Annotated in this window: 19 protein-coding genes; 4 read left to right on the forward strand and 15 right to left on the reverse strand. The window is 45.7% G+C overall.

Features of this window, described 5'->3' with window-relative positions; translation table 11 throughout:
• Nucleotides 1-898, forward strand: an 898-nt coding sequence (locus ACEW8P_RS01025; protein ID WP_373511252.1) for a VC_2705 family sodium/solute symporter, incomplete at its 5' end; no start/stop codon positions are given.
• A 148-nt stretch (nucleotides 899-1046) separates the two neighbouring features.
• Here the strand turns inward: ACEW8P_RS01025 and ACEW8P_RS01030 are convergent.
• Together ACEW8P_RS01030 and ACEW8P_RS01035 are read right to left on the reverse strand one after the other, a co-directional pair.
• Complete coding sequence (locus tag ACEW8P_RS01030) at nucleotides 1047-1952, reverse strand: DUF2971 domain-containing protein (protein ID WP_373511253.1); 906 nt, start codon at nucleotides 1950-1952, stop codon at nucleotides 1047-1049.
• Between the two features lie 6 nt (nucleotides 1953-1958).
• A complete protein-coding gene (locus tag ACEW8P_RS01035; RefSeq protein ID WP_373511254.1) occupies nucleotides 1959-2150 on the reverse strand; it encodes a hypothetical protein in 192 nt (63 codons plus the stop codon).
• A 165-nt stretch (nucleotides 2151-2315) separates the two neighbouring features.
• On the opposite strand from ACEW8P_RS01035, the gene acs reads away from it, so the two are divergent.
• A complete protein-coding gene (gene acs / locus ACEW8P_RS01040) occupies nucleotides 2316-4238 on the forward strand; it encodes an acetate--CoA ligase (protein WP_373511270.1) in 1923 nt (640 codons plus the stop codon).
• Nucleotides 4239-4281: 43 nt separating this feature from the next.
• Nucleotides 4282-4488, forward strand: a complete 207-nt coding sequence (locus ACEW8P_RS01045; RefSeq protein WP_373511255.1) for a DUF4177 domain-containing protein — start codon at nucleotides 4282-4284, stop codon at nucleotides 4486-4488.
• 101 nt (nucleotides 4489-4589) lie between these two features.
• Here the strand turns inward: ACEW8P_RS01045 and ACEW8P_RS01050 are convergent, their stop codons facing one another.
• Both ACEW8P_RS01050 and ACEW8P_RS01055 read right to left on the reverse strand, forming a co-directional pair.
• Nucleotides 4590-5342, reverse strand: a complete 753-nt coding sequence (locus tag ACEW8P_RS01050; protein WP_373511256.1) for an SGNH/GDSL hydrolase family protein — start codon at nucleotides 5340-5342, stop codon at nucleotides 4590-4592.
• The gene (locus ACEW8P_RS01055) at nucleotides 5311-5895 is read right to left on the reverse strand and encodes a glutathione peroxidase (protein WP_373511257.1); all 585 of its coding nucleotides are present in this window, start codon (nucleotides 5893-5895) and stop codon (nucleotides 5311-5313) included. The genes ACEW8P_RS01050 and ACEW8P_RS01055 overlap by 32 nt, the downstream gene beginning before the upstream one ends.
• A gap of 152 nt (nucleotides 5896-6047) precedes the next feature.
• Here ACEW8P_RS01055 and ACEW8P_RS01060 point away from each other — a divergent pair, with 152 nt between their 5' ends.
• A complete protein-coding gene (locus ACEW8P_RS01060; protein WP_373511258.1) occupies nucleotides 6048-6335 on the forward strand; it encodes a hypothetical protein in 288 nt (95 codons plus the stop codon).
• Between the two features lie 42 nt (nucleotides 6336-6377).
• Here ACEW8P_RS01060 and ACEW8P_RS01065 read toward each other — a convergent pair whose 3' ends face one another.
• The 11 genes from ACEW8P_RS01065 to ACEW8P_RS01115 all read right to left on the reverse strand — a co-directional run bounded on the left by ACEW8P_RS01065 (nucleotide 6378) and on the right by ACEW8P_RS01115 (nucleotide 15644).
• Nucleotides 6378-7928 carry an amidase gene (locus ACEW8P_RS01065; RefSeq protein ID WP_373511259.1) on the reverse strand — a complete coding sequence of 517 codons (1551 nt, stop codon included), beginning with the start codon at nucleotides 7926-7928 and terminating at the stop codon, nucleotides 6378-6380.
• Nucleotides 7929-7943: 15 nt separating this feature from the next.
• A complete protein-coding gene (locus ACEW8P_RS01070; protein WP_373511260.1) occupies nucleotides 7944-9416 on the reverse strand; it encodes a M28 family metallopeptidase in 1473 nt (490 codons plus the stop codon).
• 303 nt (nucleotides 9417-9719) lie between these two features.
• Complete coding sequence (locus ACEW8P_RS01075; RefSeq protein WP_373511261.1) at nucleotides 9720-10664, reverse strand: sugar phosphate isomerase/epimerase family protein; 945 nt, start codon at nucleotides 10662-10664, stop codon at nucleotides 9720-9722.
• Nucleotides 10665-11000: 336 nt separating this feature from the next.
• The gene (locus ACEW8P_RS01080; protein ID WP_373511262.1) at nucleotides 11001-11258 is read right to left on the reverse strand and encodes a DUF6364 family protein; all 258 of its coding nucleotides are present in this window, start codon (nucleotides 11256-11258) and stop codon (nucleotides 11001-11003) included.
• A gap of 380 nt (nucleotides 11259-11638) precedes the next feature.
• Nucleotides 11639-12076: a DUF4279 domain-containing protein gene (locus ACEW8P_RS01085; protein WP_373511263.1), complete on the reverse strand. Its 438-nt coding sequence runs from the start codon at nucleotides 12074-12076 to the stop codon at nucleotides 11639-11641.
• A 235-nt stretch (nucleotides 12077-12311) separates the two neighbouring features.
• Entirely contained in the window at nucleotides 12312-12842 is a 531-nt protein-coding gene (locus ACEW8P_RS01090) for a hypothetical protein (protein WP_373511264.1), read from the reverse strand.
• A gap of 146 nt (nucleotides 12843-12988) precedes the next feature.
• Entirely contained in the window at nucleotides 12989-13366 is a 378-nt protein-coding gene (locus tag ACEW8P_RS01095; protein ID WP_373511265.1) for a DoxX family protein, read from the reverse strand.
• A gap of 3 nt (nucleotides 13367-13369) precedes the next feature.
• A complete protein-coding gene (locus ACEW8P_RS01100; protein WP_373511266.1) occupies nucleotides 13370-14011 on the reverse strand; it encodes a class I SAM-dependent methyltransferase in 642 nt (213 codons plus the stop codon).
• Between the two features lie 71 nt (nucleotides 14012-14082).
• Entirely contained in the window at nucleotides 14083-14682 is a 600-nt protein-coding gene (locus ACEW8P_RS01105) for a Crp/Fnr family transcriptional regulator (protein WP_373511267.1), read from the reverse strand.
• Between the two features lie 282 nt (nucleotides 14683-14964).
• A complete protein-coding gene (locus tag ACEW8P_RS01110; RefSeq protein WP_373511268.1) occupies nucleotides 14965-15390 on the reverse strand; it encodes a type II toxin-antitoxin system VapC family toxin in 426 nt (141 codons plus the stop codon).
• The gene (locus ACEW8P_RS01115; RefSeq protein WP_373511269.1) at nucleotides 15387-15644 is read right to left on the reverse strand and encodes a DUF6364 family protein; all 258 of its coding nucleotides are present in this window, start codon (nucleotides 15642-15644) and stop codon (nucleotides 15387-15389) included. The genes ACEW8P_RS01110 and ACEW8P_RS01115 overlap by 4 nt, the downstream gene beginning before the upstream one ends.
• Nucleotides 15645-15760 lie beyond the last annotated feature (116 nt).

Consider the following 15760-nt stretch of genomic DNA (forward strand, 5'->3'; position numbering starts at 1 on the left):
GCGGTTTTTCACCGTCAAGCGCGTGAAGGACGCCCGAATGTCAGCGGGATTGGCGCTGTTCTTTATCGCCATTTTATATACCACGGCTCCCGCCATTTCGGTCTTCGCGCGGACCAACCTCATCGAAACCGTCAGTAATCAGGAATACGCCTCGGTACCGCGGTGGTTCAAAAACTGGGAGACGACGGGACTTTTGGCTTTCGATGACAAGAACAACGATGGTAAAATCCAGTACGTAGCCGACAAGGAAGTCAATGAATTGACCATCGACAATGACATCATGGTGCTGGCCAATCCCGAAATCGCCCAGTTGCCCAATTGGGTCATCGCCCTGCTGGCGGCGGGCGGCCTGGCGGCGGCGCTCTCCACGGCGGCGGGACTGCTACTGGTGATTTCCGCCTCGGTGTCGCACGACCTTTTGAAAAAAATGATTTTGCCCAATATTTCCGAAAAAGGTGAATTGATCGCGGCGCGGATTTCAGCCACGCTGGCTGTTTGTGTGGCGGGGTACTTCGGCATCAACCCGCCCGGTTTCGTGGCGGCGGTAGTGGCGCTGGCTTTCGGTTTGGCGGCGGCCTCGTTCTTCCCCGCCATTATTCTGGGGATTTTTTACAAAAAAATGAACAAGGAAGGGGCAGTCGTCGGGATGGTCGTCGGTACGCTGCTAATGCTCTACTACATGGTAAGGTTCAAACTGGGCTGGCTGGGCGACGCGCCATCGCCCGCTTCCGGATGGTGGTTCGGCATTTCGCCCGAAGGTTTCGGCTCAATAGCGATGCTGGCTAATTTCGTGGTATCACTGACGATCAGTGCCTTTACGACCGATCCGCCCGAGGAGGTGCAGCAGATTGTGGAAAATATTCGGCTGCCGAGCGGGGCGGGGGAGGCGACGCATTGATTGCCGGAGCGGTTGAATCTTTTTCTAGTATTGTATTAACAATTCTTACAAATCCAAAAAAGATGTTGGAGGAGTTTGATATCTATTACCTCCATAATGTATCATAATCTGACTAGGATTGAACTTTCAATCTGATTAATTATGTGCATTAAATGTCACGTATTACTACCGAATTTTTATGTAAATCAGCTATTTTAAAACTGACCCAGATATTATTTTTTTTACATACTTCCATAATTTCTTCTATATGCTTTTGATTCATTTTATATCCAAAAATAATTTCATCAAAACAAGAATGAGGTACCGTATAGATATTGTTGAATTCAGGTATTTCAAGATTATTTAAATAATCAAAATTCCATTTATAGAATCTATATTCTTTTTCAAATGACCAAGATTTATATTTTTTTCTAATCAAGTCATTAGAGAACCAAGTGTAATCTTCCAGACCTCCTTCGGTGTTTATATCTGGATATACCATATGTTCAGTAGTTTTATTTACATATTGCACATAGGTTCCTCCTATGTTAGCATCTAGCAAACTTTGTAGATCCTTATGGAAATCAAAACCGACGCAGAAGCCGTTGAATTTGTCGCCATATTTATTCCACATCTTTTTATTGTTGTTAGACATTGACAGACAGTAGCTAACCAACGTTTCGTTGAAAAGTTTATAAAATTCCCTTTCTCTAATCTTTCTATTAGCTTCTGTACCAAATCTTTCGTTATATTGCTGCTTAATCAACGATTCCAATTGCTCATTTTTCAAAACATGAAGACCTAATAATTTATAGTAACTTTTCTTCATTCGTTCTTTTATGCTTTCAAAACTATAATCAAAATTTACTGGGAATCTACAATCATAAGGGTCATCAAAAGAGTAGGAATCAGAAAAATATAATTGTCTTTCAGTCAAAATATATTTATGAAAACTATGTTTTACATTATCGTTCCAATATCTATATTTATATAACCTAGTTGGAATTAAACTTTTAAGTCCATCAATATCAGTGTACTCTTTTACCCTTCTAGTTTTTAGTTTATTAATATCCATAGTTAATTATCTATGGGAAGCATCATTTTTTAATTCTTCGACCTGCTTCCGGATAATGGCCTGAATCTTGGGATCTTGCCGATCCTTATAAGCCTGCTCCTGCATTTCCCGCTTCTCGGCCACCAACTTCCGGCAAAGCAGAACTCCCCTGCTCGGGGTTCCCGTTTCTTTGTTAATTTCCTTCTCGACAGTTTCCATAATTTCTATTTTTTTTCTTCCAAAGATACCCCTTCATTTATTCAAAATCAATCAGATAACAGGACGCGGCTGCTTCCAGTTTCAAGGCCAATAGCTTGAATCAGGCGATCTTTTCGTATATTTTCCCAAATTTTTGACAAAAACCCTGAACCAGAGCTGACTGAAATTTCGGCTTACGATCCCAACCCTATGACCTCCATGAAAACGACGACTTTCGAAGAATACCAGGCAGCTTACGATAAAAGTGTAAATGACCCCGAAGGTTTTTGGAGCGAGATTGCCGGAAATTTCCAGTGGCGCAAGCCTTGGGACAAAGTGTTGGACTGGAATTTCGAGGAACCCAAAATCGAATGGTTCAAAGGTGCGAAACTGAATATCACCGAGAATGCCCTCGACCGCCACCTGGCCGAGCGTGGAGAGCAGGCTGCCCTCATTTGGGAACCTAACGAACCCGACGACAAGGCTGTCACCATAACGTACAGCCAACTACACCGCCGCGTTTGCCGCTTTGCCAATGTCCTGAAAAAATACGGCGTCAAGAAAGGCGACCGGGTGTGCATCTACTTGCCGATGGTGCCGGAGCTGGCCATCGCGGTGTTGGCTTGCGCCCGCATCGGAGCGATTCACTCGGTAGTTTTCGGCGGCTTTTCGGCCCGAGCTATCGCCGATCGCATTAATGACGCGGCCTGCACGATGGTCATTACCTCCGATGGAGCTTTCCGGGGCCAAAAGACTATCCCGATGAAGGAAACTGTGGACGACGCGCTGGAAAAATGCACGACGGTGAAAGATGTGATTGTGATGACCCGCACTCGCACGCCTATCTCTATGCTTAAAGGCCGCGATCACTGGTGGGAGGAGGAAGTCAAGTACGTGGATGCCGACTGCCCCGCCGAGGAAATGGATGCCGAAGACCCGCTTTTTATTCTATACACTTCCGGCTCCACGGGCAAGCCCAAGGGGGTAGTTCATACCTGTGGCGGCTATATGGTTTATACTACCTATACGTTTGCCAATGTGTTTCAGTACGAGCCGGGCGAAATTCACTTTTGTACCGCCGACATTGGCTGGATTACGGGTCACAGCTATATCGTGTATGGCCCACTTTGCTACGGGGCCACCTCACTCATGTTCGAAGGTGTTCCGACCTACCCCGACGCCGGGCGTTTTTGGGAAATTACCGAAAAACACAAGGTTAATATCCTGTACACCGCCCCCACGGCCATCCGGGCACTGATGAGTTTCGGATTGCAGTACGTCAAAGACCACGACTTGTCCTCGCTGACTAAACTCGGTTCCGTCGGTGAGCCGATCAATGAAGAAGCCTGGCAGTGGTACAAGCACAATATCGGCAAGGGCGAATGTCCGCTGGTGGATACCTGGTGGCAAACCGAAACGGGTGGTATGATGATCACGGCCATCGCGGGCGTAACGCCCGAGAAACCGACCTTCGCTACGCTGCCATTGCCCGGCATACAGCCCGTGCTGGTAGATGAGGCCGGAAACGAAATCGAAGGCAACGGCGTGAGCGGCAATCTTTGCATCAAATTTCCCTGGCCTGGAATGCTCCGCACTACCTGGGGCGACCATGATCGCTGCCAGAAGACGTACTTCTCGGCTTATCCGGGCATGTACTTCACGGGCGATGGCTGTCTGCGCGATGAGGACGGCGATTACCGCATCACGGGCCGCGTGGATGACGTTATCAATGTCTCGGGCCACCGCATCGGTACGGCGGAAGTCGAAAACGCCATAAACATGCACCTCGGCGTGGTGGAATCGGCGGTGGTTGGCTATCCGCACGACATTAAGGGGCAGGGCATCTACGCCTACGTCATCACCGAGAGCCAGCCCGACGAACCCGAAATGATGCGCAAGGACATCGGGGCGACCGTTACGCGCGTCATTGGTCCCATTGCCCGGCCCGACAAAGTACAGTTCGTGACGGGACTACCCAAAACGCGCTCCGGCAAAATTATGCGCCGCATTCTGCGTAAAGTCGCTGAGGGCGATACGTCTAATCTGGGTGATACTTCGACGCTACTGGATCCGACGGTAGTGGAGGAGATCAAGGAAGGCGCATTGTGAATGGTTAAAAGCAAGATTCAGTAGTCCTGAAACACAATCAAAAATGAAAGAATACAAACTCGAAAGTTTTATTTATTACAGTAAGCTGACGCTCGACACCAATCACATTCTTAATTCCTCCACCGCTGAAATCCAGGCCAAGTTGGATGAATACGCCAAGAAAGGTTGGCGGCTGGCGTCAAGTAACACCGCAAGTTTTGGGGCAGCGGTTTACGTGTATTTGTACTTTGAACGGGATGCGGAATTTTGATCAAGCTACCTCTTCCGGTAATATTTAGTAGTAGAATTATCTGAAACACGTAGTGTTCAACAAAAGTAACACACGACTATGCAAAGGGTAGATGGGGGATGTTATCTGCTGTCCAGCGACGCCATTTCTTTTTCAAGAAAATCAGTCACAAGCCTTCCCAATTTTTCGTAGCCTTCGTCCGTGTAGTGCACATCGTCCAATCCTTTCCCGAACTTCTTGTGTACTTTTCTGGACTGAGGGTAGAGGTCATTCACCACAATAGAATGTTTCTGCATGACCTTCTTCGCAGCCTCGTTGTATTTCAAGGCGTCGTCCGAAAATCTACCCGCCTCGTGCTTGGGGACGTAGGTAGTTGTGGCAAACACCAGTCTGGCATCCGTTTTTCTGCGTAGCATAGTTACCAGCGAATCGAGGTTGGCGGCGTATTCCTCTATGGAGTAGGTTATTGTTCCATTTTTTTTATCCCGGTTGCCCTGCACCTTTGAATCCGGGTGACGATAACACAAATCCCATAATCCCCAGTTGAAATGAACGATGTCCCATTGCTCGTCTTCCAACCACTCATCTATACTCGCCAATCCCTTTCCGGTATGCTGCGCGTTGCCGGGATTGTGCGAAACGGTAGCCTTGTCCGATAGTTGTTGTTGGACAAAGGGTGTGTACCCGATCGAAATGGAATCTCCAATGATTAAGATTTTGGGCTTTTCCGGACTGAGAGCGGCCAGGAACAGGAGGACTACGAGTAGGGAAGTTGAGTAGAGTCTGCTTCTAAACATAGCGGAGGAGCAGTTCTTGAAGGAGAATTCGGCGCGGCGCGAGAGTTCACAAGCCAACAGCCTTCCTGAATTCATCATCGGCTGGTGTTACTGCAGAAGCAAAAAAATGAGTGAGCTGCCCTTGTTCACTGACTACGTATTTGCAAAAATTCCAGGTAGGTGCTTTATCATTCCATCCATTCAAAGCCTTGGTCGATAGCCATTTGTAAAGAGGATGTTGCATCTTGCCCACTACGTCGATCTTGTCAAAAAGCTGAAACGATACCCCATAATTTTTTTGGCAGAAGCTGGCTATTTCCTCATCCGTACCCGGCTCCTGACCACCAAAATTATTGGCGGGAAAACCCAGTACCACGATGTCATCGCCGTATTTTTTGTGGAAGGCCTCCCAGTCGCTGTACTGCGGGGTGAAGCCACACTTTGAGGCTACGTTTATGAGCACTACTTTCTTGCCCTTGTACTGACTGAGGTCAATTGTCTGATCACCCGTCAAGGTCTTCAATTTAAAATCGTATAAACTTTGTGTGCCGTTCATGCTAGTTTCTATGCGGGTGGCTGATTCATTTTTGTCGGCAAATAGGCCTGACAGGAAAGTAGTAAACATATAAAAAAGAAGCGTAAGTAGTGTCATGGTTCTCAGAATAGCTGAATGAGAAAAGCAGGACTTGTTTGATTATTGGGGTACAACAAGCAGGGAAAACGATTGTTTTTTGAGCAGGCATGACACTGCTGGAGAATTAGGCTTACCGGAGGATGCTATCTTGAATTCATTCTAGGCTGGCTATGGTTGCGCTGCCCGGAGGGTTAAGGGAAAGTCGTCACCGGGTGGCGCTCCACTCGGCGGGAGCCAAACGACTGCGGGTGGATAGTTTATCGGGAGTAAAACTGAAACGTTTGAAAAAGCCTAGTCCCGCAGGAGGGGGCTGGACGCTGGCTGGGTTTACGACGTATTGTTTTAAATCGGGTTCTTCGGTAGCAAAGCGGGTGGATGGGGAGGAGGTACTTGTTCCGGAACTCCAACTTACAATGGGGTTAGGCTTATCGTTTGTCGCCATGGGTAGTTTGGGTTAGTTATAATCACACCATACTTTTCTATTCAACCCTTTACCTTTGTTACTCAGAAATGGACGGAGGTTTGCGGTGCAAAGTACCTTGCTCGTAGGAGTACACGAGCTTGATCAAGGTAGGTTCGGCGTACATTCGTCCCAGAAATTGTACTCCAGCAGGAAGGTTGCTAGAGGTGAAGCCCATTGGCACCGTAAAGGCAGGCTGTCCCGTGTGAGGAGAAATAATCTGACTGTTATCTCCTTTATAATCCTCATTGAACCGACTGATTTTGGCGGGCTTATTATTCCAGGTAGGGTAGATGATCGCATCGAGTTGCAGTCTGTCCATCTCGTCTTCAATCGCTTTTCGAAAGGCAATCCGCCGTTGGTCGGTATAAGGGTCGGAGCAGGCGATTTCGGGATTGACCGGCCGGCCGCTATGTCCGGCCAGGTAGGCTAACCTTTCATCAGTGAGCTTTGAAGTACTGCCAATCCTGATAATATCTTCTAGGGTCCTGATCGTGTCATTCTTTACGTAGGTAGCCAGATAGGTTTCCAGGTCGGCCCGAAATTCGGCGCACCATTGATTTTTACGCAGCTCGGCAAAATCGGGAATGGTTACGGCATCCACCATCACGGCACCCAATGCTGCCATATCCCGGATCGATTTTTCAAAAAGTGCTTTCACCTCGGGATCAGGGTCTGCTTCGCTCAACTCGCGAAGTACCCCAATGCGGGCCCCTTTCAAACCATCCTTTTGCAGGTACTGGGTGTAGTTGGTGGGTACTTTGCCCTCGGAGTACTTCGTCACCGGATCATTAGGATCATAGCCAGTCATGGCTTCCAGGACGAGGGTGGCATCCGCAACGCTGCGGCACATGGGGCCAACCACATCATTGCGAAGGTAGAGCGGTACGATATCCGCCCGACTTACCAGGCCGATGGTAGTTCGGTAGCCTACCAGCGCGTTGTGCGAAGAAGGACCGCGGATGGAGTTCCCGGTATCGGTTCCCAGTCCGACGGTGCCCAAACTCGCCGCCACGGCGGTGCCCGTTCCACCGCTCGAACCCGCCGGGACGTACTCGGTATTATAGGGGTTCAGAGTTTCGCCATAAGTAGAACTAATCGAGTGACGGGGCGAAAAGGCCCACTCGGCCATGTTGGACTTGGCGATGATGATGGCGCCGGCATCGGTCAGCTTTTTAACAATAAATGCATCCTCCTCCGGTACGAAGTTTTTCAGCGCCAGCGATCCAGCCGTGGTGGGCATCCCCTTCGTGTTGATGTTGTCTTTTACAATAATAGGTATACCGTGCAGGGGCCGCAGTATCCTGGTTTTGCGGTATTCCGCATCCAACGCCCGGGCCGTTTTCAAGGCCTCAGGGTTGATAAATGAAAGCGCATGAATTCGGGGGTTTACAGTACTGATCCGATCCAGGTAGGCTTGTATCAGTTGCTCGCCGGTGTAAGCACCCGACTCAAAAGCACGGTGAATATCGGCGATGGTTAATTCGGAAACATCAATGGATGAGCCATCGCCGGGCACTTTTGCGGTCTGACAGGCTGCGCTGATTAGGAGCAATACAACCCAGCCAAACAATAATTTTATTTTTCTCATGAAGCAATCAGCGTATTACCTTTCAAGTTTGAAATTGGGTTCCCGTGCCGGACGTTTATCAGCGTTGGCTACTTTCCAGCCGGTGCGGTACATCCAGTCGGCCATTTTCTTCAACTTAGGATAGTCGATGTTCCCGGCATTGTCCTGTGGGGTATGGTAATCAGGGTGTAAAAGCGTGGTGTACATCAACGACGGAATGCCCAGCCGGGCGTAGGGCAGATGATCGCTTCGAAAAAACCAGCCTTCCGGATGCGAGGCTTTGTCCCACTCGGTATCCAACTTGAATTTTGGTCCTTCGTTATTGGCGGCAAGTACCATATCGACCAGTTCCTGCGAAGTCCGGTGGGGTGGGATCACGCCCAGCACGGCGGCGCTATCCGGGTGGTTACGACCAATCATATCTCCGTTTAAAACTGTTACAATATTGTCTAGCGGGATGGTTGGATGAGCGGTGTAGTACCTGGAACCAAGAAGACCTCTTTCTTCGGCCCCGTGAATAATAAACACCACCGAGCGACGAACGGGGTTTTTTACAAACGCCCGGGCGTTGGCCAGCATCGCCACGTTGACACTGCCGTTGTCATCGGCACCGTAATAAATGGAGTCGTTTTTGATTTCGTTCCGGACCCCGTGGGCATCGGTGTGGCCACTGTACAGTAGGTACTCCGACTTCAACTTCGGGTCTGTGCCGTCAATAGTCCCGATAATGTTCACCGAGGGGTAGGGGTACTTGGCTGTCTGAATATCGGCCTTCATTCTGGCCGTACCTTTCTCTAACTCCTTTTTGGCTGACGCACGCAGCCAGATAATGGGTACGGTCGCCGTGACATTCTCATTCGAGCCACCCTCAATATCGTAGCTTCCGCGCTTGTAATTTTCGGTTGCATCGTCCCAGGCTTTTTCTGCGGTTTCGTCGGCGATGAAGATAATGGCCTTTGCCCCTTTTCGAAGCAATGGCAATCCGTACTTCACATACACCGAGCGGCTGTACCGCCAGGTTGGGAGGAAAATATTAGAATTAATTCCGGCAGGGTTAGCTTCCAAGGCAACTACTTTTCCCTCTACATCCACGGCATCAAAATCAACCGCCAGTGCATTCCCCAAATACACGATAGGGGCATCCAAGGAGACGTGGGCCATTTGCGAAATGGCTGCCTCTTCCCATAGTTTCAAGGGAGTATTGTTGATACTGATACTGGAATTATCAGTGACATGGTTGCGCCACAGCGTAAAATACTGAAAGTAAGTACCATCATCACCACCGGGCTGCAAACCGATCTCGCGGTACTTCTCACCGAGCCACATTGCCGCTTTCAGCTCATCCAAAGTACCGGCCGACCTGCCGCGGTATTTGGCACCCGCCAGGGCGTAGAGGTCGGTCTTTAATTCTGCTGTTTTGATTAGGTCAAGTCCCGGAGGATTTGTAGACTGTGCAAATAAGACGGTTGGCAGCAACAGCAGCGAACATGCCAGGGATAATTTCCTCATAGTTTAGGTTGTGTTTAAACCGTAAATTATGGCTAAAATCCCGGATTCTCCATCACCAGGGCCTGATTTTTACCCGAAATGCTACTATTCGTTTTTTAGCGCCGCCTGACGGGGGACTAGTTTTTCCGTCAGGGATAGTTTTAAGTTCCTGGAAGGGTACTGAAATGGGACGTTCTGCTGGTCGTGTTGAAAGCGGTAGGTGGGGTAGGCGCCCCGATTGCAACTTATGGCGCGGGCTGGATTACCAGGTTACTGACCCCGGTTGCAAACCAGGGCGAACCAGGTTGTTTTGAGTAGCAAACGCTAGTTAAACTCGGCATCCAAAGCCACTTTGAGGTCGTTTAATAAGGCCGGTACCTGTATATAAGGATCGTAAGGCTTATTTTTTACATAGAGTGTCTCGACGGGAATATAACCCCTGTACCCACTCCTTTTTAGTATTTTTACCAGCCGGGGAATATCCGTAGGGATATCGCTGCCAATACCGAATACACTTTCTTTCACCTGCCAGTTAACCGTGTAGGGTATCACCGCCTCAATGTCACGATAGGGATCCTCGACTTTAAAGTTGCCTGTATCAAGAATGAGACCGGCCCATTTGGAATCCACGGCTTTCACCACTTTTATACATTGTTCGGCTGTCTGAAGCATATCACCGTGGTTCTGGATTCCGATTATCACCCCATGTTGGGCTCCAAATTCGGCGCATTCCTTATAACAGGCAATCATCCAGCCCGCTACTTCATCCCATCGGTTTCCGTAGCCTTTGGGAATTTCACCTGCAAACAGACGAAGCACGGGCGCTCCCAATTTTGAGGCGACGATGATCCATTCTTTTGCCCTTTTTACCCCGTCGGCCCGCACAGCCGGATCGGGGGAGGCAAAGTCATTTTTTATTCCGGTACCCGAAATGTCAATCCCCAATTTAAAAGCCTGGCGTTTGATTTCGTAAATGTATTCGTCGGAGGGTACGCCGGGGTAGCCGGGAAAGTAGTATCCAGTCAGATCAACGGCATCGATGTTTTGACTGGCGCACCAGTTCAATAGTTCAGGCAAGGTCAATGTGGGCTTATTGTCTTTCTGTCGATTCCCGGTCAACAGATCGTTGAACGAATACGCATTGAGCGCCAGCTTGATGTAGGGCTGATGAGGTTTTTTACTGGTTTCCTGAGCGTGCGTCGGATAACCTGTACAAAACAGAAGTAAAAATACGGCCAAACCGGATAGTGTCCAGGATTGTTTCCTCATTTTTTGGAGCTTGTTCTCGTTCATGGAAGCCTTTCTTTTAAAACACTGAGAATTACGGATACCCGTAAGGTTAATTTTACCAAAACGGATAATATTGTCAGCACGGGTGGCTAGATTTTCAATTGACCGTCCGATTGGCTCAGCTAACAAAACTACTACTCCGCTTTTTAATGGAATAAGACACCATAGCTATTCGAAATACTCATTGCCTGCCGTAATTGATGCCGTTATTATAATAGCTTTTCACAGCGTTGAATAGACTGATCTCTTGAATCGTGATGCGAGTTAAAAGCGCGGTGGTAGCTTACGTGGTAGTAGCTGCTGGATGGGGCTACCTCACTCGTGCTTCTCAATCAAATGCTCTCGGTAGGCAGTCTTGTAATCGAAATCCGCCGGGAGGAGGTTACCCTTACGCATGCTCTTCACAAATGGAGTTATTGGGAATTTTTCCTCCAAGTCGGATTCCTCACGATTCACCAAGGCTTTAAGATAAGATTCAACCAAGTTCGACAGGCTCCTTTTCTGAGCGGCAGCGTACTTTTTCGCTTTCTCGATTACGTCCTTGTCGAGGGTTAGGGTTAGTTTGGATTTCATAGCGATATTTGGTTGTTATCGAAATTCTTGACAGAATCATCCTGCCTGTCGCGTCACAGACGCTATGAAGATACACGCCCCGATTACAAATCAGGGCGAGCTTGGGAAATACTAAAGCTTCATGGTTCTCTGACAATTTTTGTGGAGCAGGTCGTTTTCCACTTTCTTTCAAATAATCGACTATATTCAAGTGGTTGTTTTTCAGATGCTTACAGTTGGAATAGTTTGCCAAATCTGAGCGTATGACTCGTTAACCACAAAAATTGTCAGAGAACCAGCTTCATAAACTTGTTGATGATGATTAAAGAGATAGAAAAGATCAGTTTATGTTCTTCCGCCAGTATTACATAAACATGAATGTTAGCAACAGTGCAAATGCATTAATCCTGTCTGTCCTCTTGGTATAGAACATATAGGTCTATATTTAATTCTAAACCACATTCACTCAAAACTTTCACTGCATTTTTATCAAAATACAAACCAGGATTACATCCATCGTACATGTATTGGACGACCGAGAACTCTATATGAAGTTGTTCTGCCAATTTTCGAATGACATCTTTTCTCGGAATAATTATCTCTTCAATAAAAGCTGCAACGTCGTTTCCAATCCAATCGTTTGAAATATTAACCTTCCTATATTCCCAATAATTCTTCTCTCTAATTTTCCAAACCTCTTTCGTCTTGTCACCAAAAACATATTCTTCGCCTTTAGTCCAAATGCAGGTTGGTTCTAAACTTAATAAATCTGTTATTTCATTATGTTCAACTTCAAAATCAAAAATCTTAAGTTCAACAATGTTCTCATTAATTCGCATATTTTACTCGCATTGTTGCTAACGGTCACGGCTTTCTGATGTATGGATATTTGAAAAACTTTCAGCCCGAACCGAAGCCGGATAAAGATATGCAGATGATACGATATTCAAAAGTTCATCTGTGATTCTTCAGCCGGGACAGAAGTTGAATAGTGATATGAAGCTGGGATTTCCACTCTTCAGCCCATATATCAGAAAAGCCATGTTGTGCGTTCGTGCTTCTGTCAACATAAGTTCATGCGGTCTCAAGCGATTTGTCAATTACCCAAGGAATATTTGTGTCAAACTCTACCTGTACTAAACCTGTTTTGTCTTCAAAAAAAGTTAAGTCATTTCCTTCTGCAAAACCGATTGAAAAATTATCTGTTATTCTTGTCAAATCAAAAGTGTGTCCACCTGATGGTAGCGGAACACGATAATCTTTTCCTGTCAATGCTTGTCCCTTAAAATGAAACCAGCCGCCAATGTGATGAAGTCCATTAGGCAATGTCTCGTAGGAAGTTATTTCTACTTCTTTTTTAAAGTCAATTCCCAAGTTCTTAAACAGGTCAATGATTACTTTGGGAAAAACTTTGTCACGATAAGCAACATAATTTTTGCAGTCATTACAGCGGCAAGTGTCAGCGCCGCTACCTGAAATGCTCTTATAGGTTTGTTCAGTTAAGGCTTTGTCAACTTCAAATGTCCAATCTTGAAATTTTACGATTGCAGTTGTCATTGAGTAGTTCTTGTCGGTCTTTAAGTCATTTGGAAGTCGCACCAGCATGACGCACAACGTTTTGCGGCTTGGCGTAGTGGCGGATTTTCAGCACAAAACTTGATGCGAAGCACACGGTCAAATATAGCACAAATGTTTATACGAAGCACGTCACCCGCCATTACGCCAAGCCGCTGTTAGCGGTAGTTTTTTTCTCAGTTCAACAGTCCGATATTGTTGTTTAGTCGCCATAAGACAAAAGCTGTCCAAATGATAATTAACAATAGCAACGGCTTACCCCATTGTGAAAACTTTCTATCAATCACAAAATAACTGATGGTGGCACAAAGCACTTCAATAGTAACCCCAACAAAAACAATTGTCTTGAAAATTGTCGGTAAAGGTAAAAGCAGAAAGCAAACTCCAATGAGTTTGGCAGTCCCCAAAATGAAAGGAAAGTATTTTGGATAGCCAAGTCGTTCAATGGTTTTGATAACAAATTCCTGCCGCATAAAAATCGCTATGCTGGTGGCAGTCATCCAAAGTGCGATTAAGATAAGGCTCACGATATGAGCAATGTATAAATAGTCCATACATTAAATCTTTTGAATGATGGCCAGAATGGCGTGAATTTGTTTTTCAGTAGTAGCGTGATAAACCGCTTCACGGATTTCTAATACTGTCCAGTTTTGGCTGAACTCGTTTCTTATTTCCGTTTCCGAAACCTGTCTGGGCGCAAATTTTTGTTTAGGTGATTTTTCGCCAAATGCTTGAATTATAAATTGTCCGCCTGTTTTCAAAACTTGTCGGATATTTTCAAGATACAAAGGCATTTTATCCATATCGATATTATGATATAAACCATAGTCAATCACAATGTCAAATTGCTGGTTTATGTTGCTAAGATTAAATGCGTCCGCCACATCAAATTTTACCGTTACGTTTTCTTTCGCTGCCCTGCGTTTAGCTACTTCAATCCCTTTGTCTGAATAATCAAGTCCTGTAACCTGAAAGCCTTTTTGGGCAAGATAAATAGCATTGTCACCCGAGCCACAGCCGATGTCAAGAATGGTTTTTCCTGCGATTTTTCCTTCTTCCACTAATCGTATCAAGTCGGGTTGTGGTTTGTTCACGTCCCACTCGGCAAAGCCAAAACGATAGCTAAGATTGAAATAAAATTTTTGAAGTCTTGAACCCAAACTATGTTGGGCATTACCTATTTGAAGTTTTTGTTGCATTGTTTTTTAAAATTTGTTCAATGCAAAAGTCTGAATAGAAAATTCTAATCTACTGAACCAAAGTTAAAAAATCACTTTTCCTTTTTCAGCATCCGCTTTCTAAGTCTGCTCAATGATTGAGGTTCAATTTCAAGATAAGCAGCAATATGTTGAAGTGAAACTCTTTGAAAAATTTGAGGTTCATTATTAAGTAGGTGTAAATATCTTTCTTCGGGTGTTCGTAGTTTTGCTTCTACCAACTTATTAAATAAAGAAGCATACATTTTTACGGCATTTACCGAATACCATTTTTCCAATACAGGAATTTGCCTTTCAAGCTGGTCAAAGTCAGATTTTGAAATTACTAGTAGTTCTGTGTCTTCCAAAGCCTGAATATTTATTTTAGAAGGTGTCTGTTGGTGATAGCTTTCTATGTCGCCAAGCCAAGAATTTTCAAATCGGAAAAACAAGGTGTTTTCTTTCAGATTGTTGTCTGTGTAAAAAGTTCTGACTGCACCTTTTACAACGTATGCTTTTGATTTGGCTATTTCCCCTTGATTTAAGTAAAATTCCTTCTTTGGGATATGCTTTTGTTTGAATTTGTCGGCAAGTAAGTCAAGTTGTTCAATGTCAAGCCGGAACTTCTGCTTGAATAGTAAGAGCAATTCTGTCGGTAAGTTGTCAACTGTCATAATGTTTGGTGGTCGTTCATAAAATTACCGCTAACTCGTGTATATACGCAAGTTTTGCAGTACTTTTTGTATTTATGTTGTACTATGCTTATTTTTCATTGTACTTTTGATGTCGTACTTTTTGAATTGTCATCGTTCCTGAATAGACTCTGAAAAGACTTCATCACTCGCCCCCGCTCGCCCAGATTTGAAATCGGGCGCGGTCATCTCTTCGCGTTTGTAACGTGAATCCGAATGGTTTTAATTTTCATTTCAAAAATTATTTATCGGCGTCGGCGAATGCTATTGCATCCCCACACTGAAAAGATATTCTCCTGCCGTCATAACAGGTAACCTTGATTCTTTAAAGTCTTTGCCATTTCTGGTAATAATAATCGAACACTTGGCTTGTAAAGCACAATAATATTGAAGTGAGTCCTCAAAATCAGAGAAAGCAGAGTTCAAACCTTTCTCAACTATAAACTCATCTACACCGCTGATTTCAGAAATGACTTTAAATTTTCTAAGCTTGTCTTTGGAATTTTCTGAGCCTATCAATTTTGCAAGCAAATAGTTTAAGGTAGCGTAGGAGAGTGATGAAGCTATCAGAGTTACTCTACCTGAGTCCCCCAAAGCGGCAATTTTAGCAATAGATTCGTAGAACGGAGGTCTTTCATCCAGTAAGTCCATCACAACGTTAGTATCCAGGAACAGGCGGTCCTTTTTCATTTGTGCTTTTCTATCAGATGATCCCGGTAAGCAGTTTTGTAGTCAAAATCAGCCGGGAGATGATTGCCCGTAGCCATGCTTCTCACAAACGGGGTTATTTCAATTTCCTCGAAATCATCGGACTTCTCCCTATTAACCAGAGCTTTGAGATAAGATTCGACCAGATTCGACAAGCTCCTCTCCTGAGCGGCGGCGTACTCTTTCGCTTTCTCGATCACGCCCTTATCGAGTTTTAAGGTCAGTTTTGCGTCCATACTTCATTTTGTTTGTGTACGTACAAATATAAAGATGTGCGCCGTACAAACCAAGAGCTGTGACTTTCACGTCAAAACTCCCTCGGCGACACCTTCACCCGCTTCTTCTTCCTGAC

Source organism: Persicitalea sp. (assembly GCF_041751555.1).
Classification (GTDB): domain Bacteria; phylum Bacteroidota; class Bacteroidia; order Cytophagales; family Spirosomataceae; genus Persicitalea.

What these genes read in the sequence shown, in the direction of transcription:
- ACEW8P_RS01100 (WP_373511266.1), bottom strand. Translation starts at nt 14,011, where the DNA reads ATGCAACAAAAACTTCAAATAGGTAATGCCCAACATAGTTTGGGTTCA.
- ACEW8P_RS01070 (WP_373511260.1), bottom strand. Translation starts at nt 9,416, where the DNA reads ATGAGGAAATTATCCCTGGCATGTTCGCTGCTGTTGCTGCCAACCGTC.
- ACEW8P_RS01055 (WP_373511257.1), bottom strand. Translation starts at nt 5,895, where the DNA reads ATGACACTACTTACGCTTCTTTTTTATATGTTTACTACTTTCCTGTCA.
- ACEW8P_RS01065 (WP_373511259.1), bottom strand. Translation starts at nt 7,928, where the DNA reads ATGAGAAAAATAAAATTATTGTTTGGCTGGGTTGTATTGCTCCTAATC.
- ACEW8P_RS01110 (WP_373511268.1), bottom strand. Translation starts at nt 15,390, where the DNA reads ATGAAAAAGGACCGCCTGTTCCTGGATACTAACGTTGTGATGGACTTA.
- ACEW8P_RS01095 (WP_373511265.1), bottom strand. Translation starts at nt 13,366, where the DNA reads ATGGACTATTTATACATTGCTCATATCGTGAGCCTTATCTTAATCGCA.
- ACEW8P_RS01035 (WP_373511254.1), bottom strand. Translation starts at nt 2,150, where the DNA reads ATGGAAACTGTCGAGAAGGAAATTAACAAAGAAACGGGAACCCCGAGC.
- ACEW8P_RS01105 (WP_373511267.1), bottom strand. Translation starts at nt 14,682, where the DNA reads ATGACAGTTGACAACTTACCGACAGAATTGCTCTTACTATTCAAGCAG.
- ACEW8P_RS01080 (WP_373511262.1), bottom strand. Translation starts at nt 11,258, where the DNA reads ATGAAATCCAAACTAACCCTAACCCTCGACAAGGACGTAATCGAGAAA.
- ACEW8P_RS01045 (WP_373511255.1), top strand. Translation starts at nt 4,282, where the DNA reads ATGAAAGAATACAAACTCGAAAGTTTTATTTATTACAGTAAGCTGACG.
- ACEW8P_RS01050 (WP_373511256.1), bottom strand. Translation starts at nt 5,342, where the DNA reads ATGATGAATTCAGGAAGGCTGTTGGCTTGTGAACTCTCGCGCCGCGCC.
- ACEW8P_RS01075 (WP_373511261.1), bottom strand. Translation starts at nt 10,664, where the DNA reads ATGAGGAAACAATCCTGGACACTATCCGGTTTGGCCGTATTTTTACTT.
- ACEW8P_RS01060 (WP_373511258.1), top strand. Translation starts at nt 6,048, where the DNA reads ATGGTTGCGCTGCCCGGAGGGTTAAGGGAAAGTCGTCACCGGGTGGCG.
- ACEW8P_RS01030 (WP_373511253.1), bottom strand. Translation starts at nt 1,952, where the DNA reads ATGGATATTAATAAACTAAAAACTAGAAGGGTAAAAGAGTACACTGAT.
- ACEW8P_RS01115 (WP_373511269.1), bottom strand. Translation starts at nt 15,644, where the DNA reads ATGGACGCAAAACTGACCTTAAAACTCGATAAGGGCGTGATCGAGAAA.
- ACEW8P_RS01085 (WP_373511263.1), bottom strand. Translation starts at nt 12,076, where the DNA reads ATGCGAATTAATGAGAACATTGTTGAACTTAAGATTTTTGATTTTGAA.
- ACEW8P_RS01090 (WP_373511264.1), bottom strand. Translation starts at nt 12,842, where the DNA reads ATGCTGGTGCGACTTCCAAATGACTTAAAGACCGACAAGAACTACTCA.